General features: G+C 68.3%; 4 protein-coding genes and 1 pseudogene. 2 read left to right on the top strand and 3 right to left on the bottom strand.

The genetic code is table 11. The features are described from left to right. Nucleotides 1-685, top strand: a pseudogene (locus AC5RV2_RS11960) (hypothetical protein); the annotation flags it as partial. Here the strand turns inward: AC5RV2_RS11960 and AC5RV2_RS11965 are convergent. After that, complete coding sequence (locus AC5RV2_RS11965; RefSeq protein ID WP_494092511.1) at nucleotides 657-1,073, bottom strand: hypothetical protein; 417 nt, start codon at nucleotides 1,071-1,073, stop codon at nucleotides 657-659. The pseudogene AC5RV2_RS11960 and the gene AC5RV2_RS11965 overlap by 29 nt on opposite strands. A 275-nt stretch (nucleotides 1,074-1,348) precedes the next feature. Between AC5RV2_RS11965 and AC5RV2_RS11970 the strand changes: the two genes are divergently transcribed. Continuing rightward, the gene (locus AC5RV2_RS11970; protein WP_086994524.1) at nucleotides 1,349-1,597 is read left to right on the top strand and encodes a WhiB family transcriptional regulator; all 249 of its coding nucleotides are present in this window, start codon (nucleotides 1,349-1,351) and stop codon (nucleotides 1,595-1,597) included. A gap of 76 nt (nucleotides 1,598-1,673) precedes the next feature. On the opposite strand, the gene AC5RV2_RS11975 is transcribed toward AC5RV2_RS11970, so the two are convergent. Both AC5RV2_RS11975 and AC5RV2_RS11980 read right to left on the bottom strand, forming a co-directional pair. Continuing rightward, entirely contained in the window at nucleotides 1,674-3,149 is a 1,476-nt protein-coding gene (locus AC5RV2_RS11975; protein ID WP_494092509.1) for a sensor histidine kinase, read from the bottom strand. A gap of 1 nt (nucleotide 3,150) precedes the next feature. Beyond that, nucleotides 3,151-7,983: an NAD-glutamate dehydrogenase gene (locus tag AC5RV2_RS11980; RefSeq protein ID WP_494092510.1), complete on the bottom strand. Its 4,833-nt coding sequence runs from the start codon at nucleotides 7,981-7,983 to the stop codon at nucleotides 3,151-3,153. Between the last annotated feature and the right edge of the window lie 208 nt (nucleotides 7,984-8,191).

Genomic DNA, 8,191 nt, shown 5'->3' on the forward strand with positions numbered 1-8,191 from the left:
CGGCGGCGACGGCGGGGTCTGCCAGCTGGCCACCGATCCGGCGGGCTGCCCGCCGCCGGCCGCGGCCCGCGCCCGCCCCTTCCGGGTGGAAGCGCTGCCGCTGACGGTTTCCGCGGCCACGCTGCCGCGCGCGGCCCGCGGGCTTCCGGTGATCGGTGTGGAGGGCGACGAGCTTGAGCCCTCCACGCTGCCGCTGGCCGCCGGCGAGGTGTACCTGGTGCTGGGCCCCGACGGCAGCGGGAAGACCAACCTGATGGTCGTGCTGCAACAGGCGCTGGAGGGACTGAGGCCCTGTTTCGCACCGCCGCAGGGCAGAGACGCCGACGACTTTTGGGCCGGCCGCGCGGCCGTCGGCCGCGGCGCCGTCCTGCTGGTCGACGACGCGGAGGACCTGGGCGTGCGTGCCCACGGTGCCGTCGCGGCCCTGATCGCCGCCGGAGCCTCGGCCGTGGTGGCCGCGCACCCCGGTCCGCTGCTGCCGCAGCAGGTTCCGCTGGCCCTGCAGGCCAGGACACGCGGGCGCGGCTTGGTCCTGGCGCCGCGGGCGGGCGCGGATGCGGACTTCTTCGGTGTGCGGCTCGACGACGGGTGGAGACCGCCGGGACGCGGCTACCGGATCGAGGCCGGCCGGGCCGTCCCGCTGCAGGTGGCGGTGGCTACAGGGCGCGGGGTGCGGAGCCCTTGACCAGGAAATCCGTCACGGGCTTGGTCAGCAGCAGGACGAAGGAGGCTGCGGCCGCCAACAACAGGACCGGGCCCAGCAGCAGCTGGCCGCCTTGGATCATGGAGATGGCCACGACGACCACGAAGATCTGCCACACCAGGGCAGCAGCGCGGGTCCAGCGGTACCCGCGGAACAGGTAATGCCCGACGACCAGCAGCCAGAGGCCGAAGACCAGCATCAGGACCAGCAGGAAGACGCTGCTGGCCAGCGAGATCGGGGTCTGGGTGGCCAGCCCGTAGGCGTACAGGGCGGCTCCGCCCAAGAGCACCAGTGCTTCCAGGACCACTGCCGCCGCGACGATTTTGATGGCGATCGGACGAACGGCAGGGAAGGATGAGGGTGCAGGCATTGACACACTCGCACCCTACCTTAGATAGTCGGATTAACGGCTCCAGATAGCCGGGCACCGGCTCCCACTTGGAGCCGAACCATATCACCCTGTGACGAATGACTCAGGTATTACGGCCGGTTAAGTCCGCATGACCTCTTGTTTACGCGGATTTAACATGAAACGCTTGATGGCGAAGCGCAGAGGGGGCCGGTCGGGCTCCCTTTTCTATGAGTCTGTTCGTGAATGTTTTCACAAAAACCACCGGACACCATTTAAAGGAGTATGTGATCAGCATGGATTGGCGTAGCCGCGCGGCATGCCTGGACAAGGACCCGGAACTGTTTTTCCCCGTGGGGAACACCGGGCCGGCACTCCTGCAGATCGAAGAGGCCAAGAGCGTCTGCCGGCGCTGCCCGGTGATTGATACCTGCCTGCAGTGGGCCATCGAGTCCGGCCAGGACGCCGGCGTGTGGGGAGGCATGAGCGAGGACGAGCGCCGGGCGCTGAAGCGCCGCGCCGCCCGGGCCCGCCGGGCCTCCTGACCCGACACCCCCAGTGTGGCGAGCGGCCGCTGCCGGATTCGGCAGCGGCCTCTCGCGTAGGCAGACCCGCCCGCGCTCAGCGGGCCCCCTTGGTATTGAGCACCAGGTCGATCCGCACACACGTTCCCCCGCCGTCGCGCGGGGTCCATTGGATCCGGCCGCCGAGTTCGCTGGTGACGAGGGTGCGGACAATCTGCAGGCCCAGGCCCTCCCGCCGCGGTTCCTCGGGCAGGCCCACGCCGTCGTCCTCGACCGAGACGGTCAGCACTTCGTCGTCGCCCCGCCGGCTCCGCCGGGCAGTCAACCGGACGGTGCCGTGCCGCCCGGCCAGCCCGTGCTCGACGGCGTTCGTGACCAGTTCATTGATCACCAGCGCCAGCGGTGTGGCGAACTCGCTGGGCAGTTCCCCGAACTCGCCGCTGCGCTCCGTGCGGACGGCCTGCGTGGGCGAGGCTACTTCCGCCGAGAGCCGGAACTGTCGCCCGATCAGTTCGTCGAAGTCCACGTTCTGCGCCAAGCCCTGGGACAGAGTTTCGTGCACCAGCGCGATCGAGGCGACGCGGCGCATGGCCTGTTCAAGCCCCTGCTTTGCCTCGTCGCTGACCATCCGGCGCGACTGCATGCGCAGCAGCGCCGCGACCGTCTGGAGGTTGTTCTTCACGCGGTGGTGGATCTCCCGGATCGTGGCGTCCTTCGACACCAGCTCCATCTCCCGCCGGCGCAGCTCGGAGACGTCCCGGCACAGCACCAGGGCGCCGAAACGCTCCCGCTCGTTCCTCAGCGGTATGGCCCGCAGCGAGAGCGAGACGCCGCGGGATTCAATCTCCGTGCGCCAGGGCATGCGCCCGGTAACCACCAGCGGCAGGGTCTCGTCGACCATCCGCCGGTCCTTGAGCAGCGCCGTCGTCACCTCGGCCAGTGAGCGGCCCTCCAGGGACTCGACGTCGCCGAGGCGCCGGAAAGCCGAAACCCCGTTGGGGCTGGCGTATTCCACCACCCCGTCGGCGTCCAGCCTGATCAGCCCGTCGCCGACCCGGGGCGCGCCGCGGCGCGACCCGGTCGGCGAGGCGAAGTCCGGCCACAGTCCCAGCGTTCCCATTTTCAGGAGGTCGTAGGCGCACTGCCGGTAGGTCAGTTCCAGCCGCGACGGCATCCGGGAGCTGGACAGGTCCATGTGCGATGTCACGATGGCCAGCGTCCGGCCGTTGCGGACCATGGGCACCGCCTCGACCCGCATGGCCATCTCGGTGGTCCAGTCGGCCTCCGACGAGCGTTCGATCGCCTGCGACCGGCGTGCCTGGTCCACCAGCGGCTTCAGGTCCGCCCGGATCCGCTCCCCCACAAAGTCCCGGTGGAACACCGTGTGCGTCGTCGACGGGCGCACATGCGCCAGCGCCACGTAGCTCCCGTCCGGCGTCGGGAACCACAGGACCAGGTCGGCGAACGCCAGGTCGGCGATCAGCTGCCAGTCGCCGACCAGCAGGTGGAGCCACTCCGCGTCACCCGGACGAAAGTCCGCGTAGTCGCGGATGGGATCGGTGAAGATCGCCAAGCTATCGCCGCACAGTCGAGCGCATCAGTCGCAGTGCCACGGACAGCGACGCCATGTCGTCCTGCTCGAGCTTGTTCACTTCCTCGAACATGTCCCGGGTGCGCTTGATGTTCTCCGCGTTGGCCCGCTCCCACTCGTCGAGCCTGGCCTCGGCCTGCTCCCCTGCCGGGGTGCTTTGCATGACCGCCACGGTGATGTCCGTGACCGTCGTGTACAGGTCGTCGCGCATGGCGGCCCGGGCGAGCGACTGCCAGCGGTCCTCCCGTGGCAGCGCCGTGATCCGCTCGAGCAGGTTGTCGACGTCGAACCGGTCGTAGACCGCGTAGTAGACGCGTGCGACGGACTCGACCGGTTCGTCGATCTGCCCGGCGGTGCGGGCGACGTCGAGCAACCCGAAGCTCTCGAACTGCTCGGCCCACTGCCGGGCGATTCCCGCCGGCAGCCCGCGTTCTTCGGCGGTTTCCAGCCACTCGTGCACGCGGTCCAGGTCGTCGCCGCGCAGGTACTGGGCCAGGTTGTTCCGCAACGGATCCATTTGCGGCTTGAACATCGCGACGCCGTCTGCGACCGGTGTTCCGCTGTCGACATGGTTGATGTACCAGCGCACCGCCCGGTCCAGCAGGCGGCGCATGTCCAGATGCACCGTGCACCACAAATCCGTCGGGAAGCTGGCCGGCAAGGCGTTCAGCGCTTCCACGAGCTTGTCGAATTCGTAGATCTCGCGCAGCGCCACGAACGCCCGCGCCACGTCCGCCTCGGAGACGGACGTTTCCTCCATGACCCGGAAGGCGAAGGTGATCCCGCCCATGTTGATCATGTCGTTGGCAACGACGGTGGCGATGATTTCCCGGCGCAGCGGGTGGCCCGCCATATCGTCGCCGAACCGCTCGACCAGCTGGTGCGGGAAATAACCGCGCAGCACTCCGTCGAAGTACGGATCGTCGGCCAGGTTGCTCTCGGTCAGCGCATGGGTCAGCTCGATCTTCGCGTACGCCGCCAGCACGGCCAGCTCCGGAGAGGTCAGGCCCTGGCCGGCCGCGATCCGTTCGTGCAGCTCCTCGGTGGACGGCAGCGCTTCGAGTTGCCGGTCCAGTTCGGCGTGGCTTTCCAGCCAGTCCATCAGGCGTTCGAAGCTCGGGCTCCACTCGATGATCCGCTGGCGGTCGTTGAGCAGCAGGACGTTCTGGTCGATGTTGTCTTGGATGACCAGGCGTCCGACGTCCTCGGTCATCGACTGCAGCAGGTCGGCACGCTCCGCTACCGGCAGTTTCCCGGCGGCGACCATCTGGTCCACGAGGATCTTGATGTTGACCTCGTAGTCGGAGCAGTCCACGCCGGCAGAGTTGTCGATGGCATCGGTGTTGAGGATGATCCCCTTGCCGGCGGCTTCGATCCGGCCGCGCTGAGTCATCCCCAGGTTGCCGCCTTCGCCGATCACCTTGACCCGCAGGTCGGCGCCGTTGACGCGGATGGCGTCATTGCCCTTGTCGCCGACTTCGGCATTCGACTCGGTCGACGCCTTCACATAGGTGCCGATGCCGCCGTTGTACAGCAGGTCCACCGGCGCCTTCAGGATGGCCTGCAGCAGTTCGGGCGGACTCATGCTCGTGATTTGCGGATCGAGGCCGAGAACTTCCCGCACCTGCCCGGACAAGGGGATCGACTTCACCGACCGCGGGTAGACCCCGCCGCCGGCGCTGATCAGTTTCTCGTCATAGTCGGCCCAGGAGGACCGGGGCAGCTCGAACAGGCGCCGGCGCTCCTGGAAGGAGGCAGCGGCGTCGGGATCCGGGTCCAGGAAAATATGCCGGTGGTCGAAGGCCGCGACCAGCCGGATGTGCTCGGAAAGCAGCATCCCGTTCCCGAAGACGTCGCCGCTCATGTCCCCGACGCCGACGACGGTGAAGTCCTCGGTCTGGGTGTCGACGCCGAGTTCGCTGAAGTGCCGCTTGACCGACTCCCACGCGCCGCGGGCGGTAATGCCCATTGCCTTGTGGTCGTAGCCGACCGAGCCTCCGGACGCGAAGGCGTCGCCGAGCCAGTGGCCGTATTCCAGCGAGATGTCGTTGGCGATGTCGGAGAAGCTTGCGGTCCCCTTGTCCGCGGCGACGACCAGGTAGGTGTCGTCGCCGTCCAGCCGGACCACCCGCTCGGGCGGCACCACGTCCTGGCCGGTTGCGGTCCGGACCAGGTTGTCGGTGATGTCCAGCAGGCCGCGGATGAAGGTGCGGTAGCTTTCCTGCCCCTCCGCCATCCAGGCCGCGCGGTCCACGGCGGGGTCGGGCAGCCGTTTGGCGAAGAAGCCGCCCTTGGCGCCGGTGGGCACGATGACCGCGTTCTTGACGGTCTGCGCCTTGACCAGTCCCAGGATTTCGGTGCGGAAGTCCTCCCGCCGGTCGGACCAGCGCAGTCCGCCGCGGGCCACGTCGCCGAAGCGAAGGTGGACGCCTTCGACCCGCGGCGAGTAGACCCAGATTTCGTATTTTGGCCGCGGGAACGGTGCACCCTCGATCCGCGACGGGCTGAGTTTGAAACTGAAGTAGGGCTTGTCCTGGAAGTAGTTGGTGCGAAGCGTCGCGTCGATCAGGTTGGCCAGCGAGCGCAGCACCCGGTCGGCGTCCAGGGTGGGCACGGCTTCGAGTCCCGCCGCGAGCTCGGAACGGGCGGCCTCGACCGCCGCCTCGCGGTCGCCTTCCAGGTCCGGATCGAAGCTGGCGTTGAAGACCGCCAGCAGGGCGCGGGCCACGGCCGGGTTGGCCAGCAGCGTGTCGGAGACGAAGGCGTAGGAGACCAGGTTGCCCAGCTGGCGCAGGTAGCGGGTGTAGGCGCGCAGCACCGCAACCTGGCGCCAGCCGATGCCCTCGGCCAGGACCAGCCGGTCGAAGCCGTCCGACTCGCTGCGTCCGGTGACGGCAGCGCCGAAGGCTTCCTCGAGCAGCTCGCCGGTGGCGAGCGGGTCGACGCCCGCCGGGTACCGGAGGCCGAAGTCGTACAGGAAGTAGTCTTCGCCGTCCGCCGTATTGATCTCGAACGGGCGCTCGTCCAGCACCTCCAGCCCGGTGTTCTGCAGCACGGGCATGATGTTGCTCAGCGACCGGGCCTCCGGCAGGTACAGCTTCAGCCGGGCGTCGGCGGCCAGGACGTCGGCGCTGTCCTCGGGAACGTAGACGTGCAGCACGGGGGCGGCGCCGGGTTCGCCTCCCTCGTAGTTGCGGAAACGGGCGATGTCCTCGAGCGCGTCTTCCACCTCGTAGTCCACCCGGTAGCTGGGCGGGAACGCGTCCTTCCAGTTCGCCGAGAGCCGGGCAGCCTCCTCGCCGTCGAAATTGGCGCGCAGCACCTCTTCGATGCCCTCCGACCAGGACCGGGACGCCTGGGCAAGCCGGCGCTCGAGGTCGGCCGTGTCGACCTTCGGCACCGTGGAGGCACGCTTGAGCCGGATGCGGAAGAACAGCCGGGCCAGCGCGGATTCGGACATCCGCGCCTCGTAGTCGATGCTCTGCGGGTCGAAGGTGTTGCGCAGCTCCTGCTCGATCCGCAGCCGGACGGCGGTCGTGTAGCGGTCGCGCGGCAGGAACACCAGGGCCGACACGAACCTGCCGTAGGCGTCGGTGCGCAGGAACAGCCGGGTCCGGCGCCGCTCCTGCAGCCGGAGGATGCCCATCGCGGTCGCGGCCAGCTCCTCGACGTCCATCTGGAACAACTCGTCCCGCGGGTACGTTTCGAGGATCGACAGCAGGTCCTTGCCGGAGTGCGAATCGGCCGGGAAGCCGCTGTGCTGCAGCACCGCCGCGACCTTTTCCCGGGCAATCGGGACGCTCTTCACCGAGCGGTTGTAGGCGCTGGTGGCGAAGAGGCCGATAAAGCGGCGCTCGCCGTCGACGTTGCCCTGCGCGTCGAAGCTCTTCACGCCGATGTAGTCCAGGTATGCCGCGCGGTGCACCGTGGACCGCGAGTTCGCCTTGGTAATCACCAGCGCGCGTTTTTCCCGGGCGCGGGCGCGGCCCTCTTCGGTGAGGTGCTGGACCCGCTTCGTGTCGCCGATGTGGCGCATCATGCCCAGGCCGCTGTCCTCCCGGACCAGGAGCACGTCTTCCCCGTTCTGGGTGACGAGATCGTATTCGCGGTAGCCCAGGAAGGTGAAATTGCCGTCGTCGAGCCACTCCAGCAGCTCCTTGGCCTCCTGCAGGTCGGGAATCTCCTCCGCGCCCACGACCGAATCCAGCGACGCGGCAACCTGCCGCACCTGCCGGCGCATGGCCGGCCAGTCCTCGACCGAGGCCCGGACATCCGCCAGGACGCTCTTGAGGCCGGCCATCAGCTCGGCGGCCTTGTCCGGCTCGATCCGTCCGGTCTCCACGGCCATCCAGGATTCGATCCGCAGGACCTGGTCGCCGCCGGTCTCGAAGGATCCCAGCTGCGGCAGTGCCGCCGTGTCGCCGCTGGAGACTCCGGCGGCGGCCGGCACCTGTTCCACGCCGGCGAGCTCGTGGCTGTCCCGGGCCCGGGTGGCCACAAAGGTGGGGTGCGTGATCATCCGGATGGCAATGCCGTGACGCAGCAGCTCCGCGGTGACCGAATCGACCAGGAACGGCATGTCATCGGTGACGATCATGACGACGCTGGCCTCGGCTTCGTCCCGGATTTCGATCACGGGCTGGGCCGGAGGGCGGTGAACCGCCAGCTCCCGGTGCGCCAGCGCGCGGGCGCGGAGCACATCCGGACTGTAGCTCGCGGCATCCTCCGCGGCCAGGTGCTCGTAGTATTTAGCGATGAATTCCTCATCGCCGGTAGCTGAGCTGGACAGATCCGCCATGCTGGATCCAGTCGACATGTAAAACGCCTCCGATAGGTGGGTCCCAACCGCGCCGTTGCGGTCCTTTGGCAAGCCTAACGCGGCGCGTTCAAAACTTCACTTTGGGCGGGCACGACGGCGGATTCCCCGTGCTGCTGACACTGCTGAGGGCTCAGGAATCCGAGAGGCAGTCCAGCCGCCGCATGGATCTCTGGGGCCAGACCACCTTCGCGCTAGGACTGATCCT

The organism is Arthrobacter sp. Y3225116 (assembly GCF_059091245.1).

Coding starts and splice junctions, on each gene's coding strand:
- AC5RV2_RS11965 (WP_494092511.1), bottom strand. CDS start 1,073: ATGCCTGCACCCTCATCCTTCCCTGCCGTTCGTCCGATCGCCATCAAA.
- AC5RV2_RS11970 (WP_086994524.1), top strand. CDS start 1,349: ATGGATTGGCGTAGCCGCGCGGCATGCCTGGACAAGGACCCGGAACTG.
- AC5RV2_RS11980 (WP_494092510.1), bottom strand. CDS start 7,983: ATGTCGACTGGATCCAGCATGGCGGATCTGTCCAGCTCAGCTACCGGC.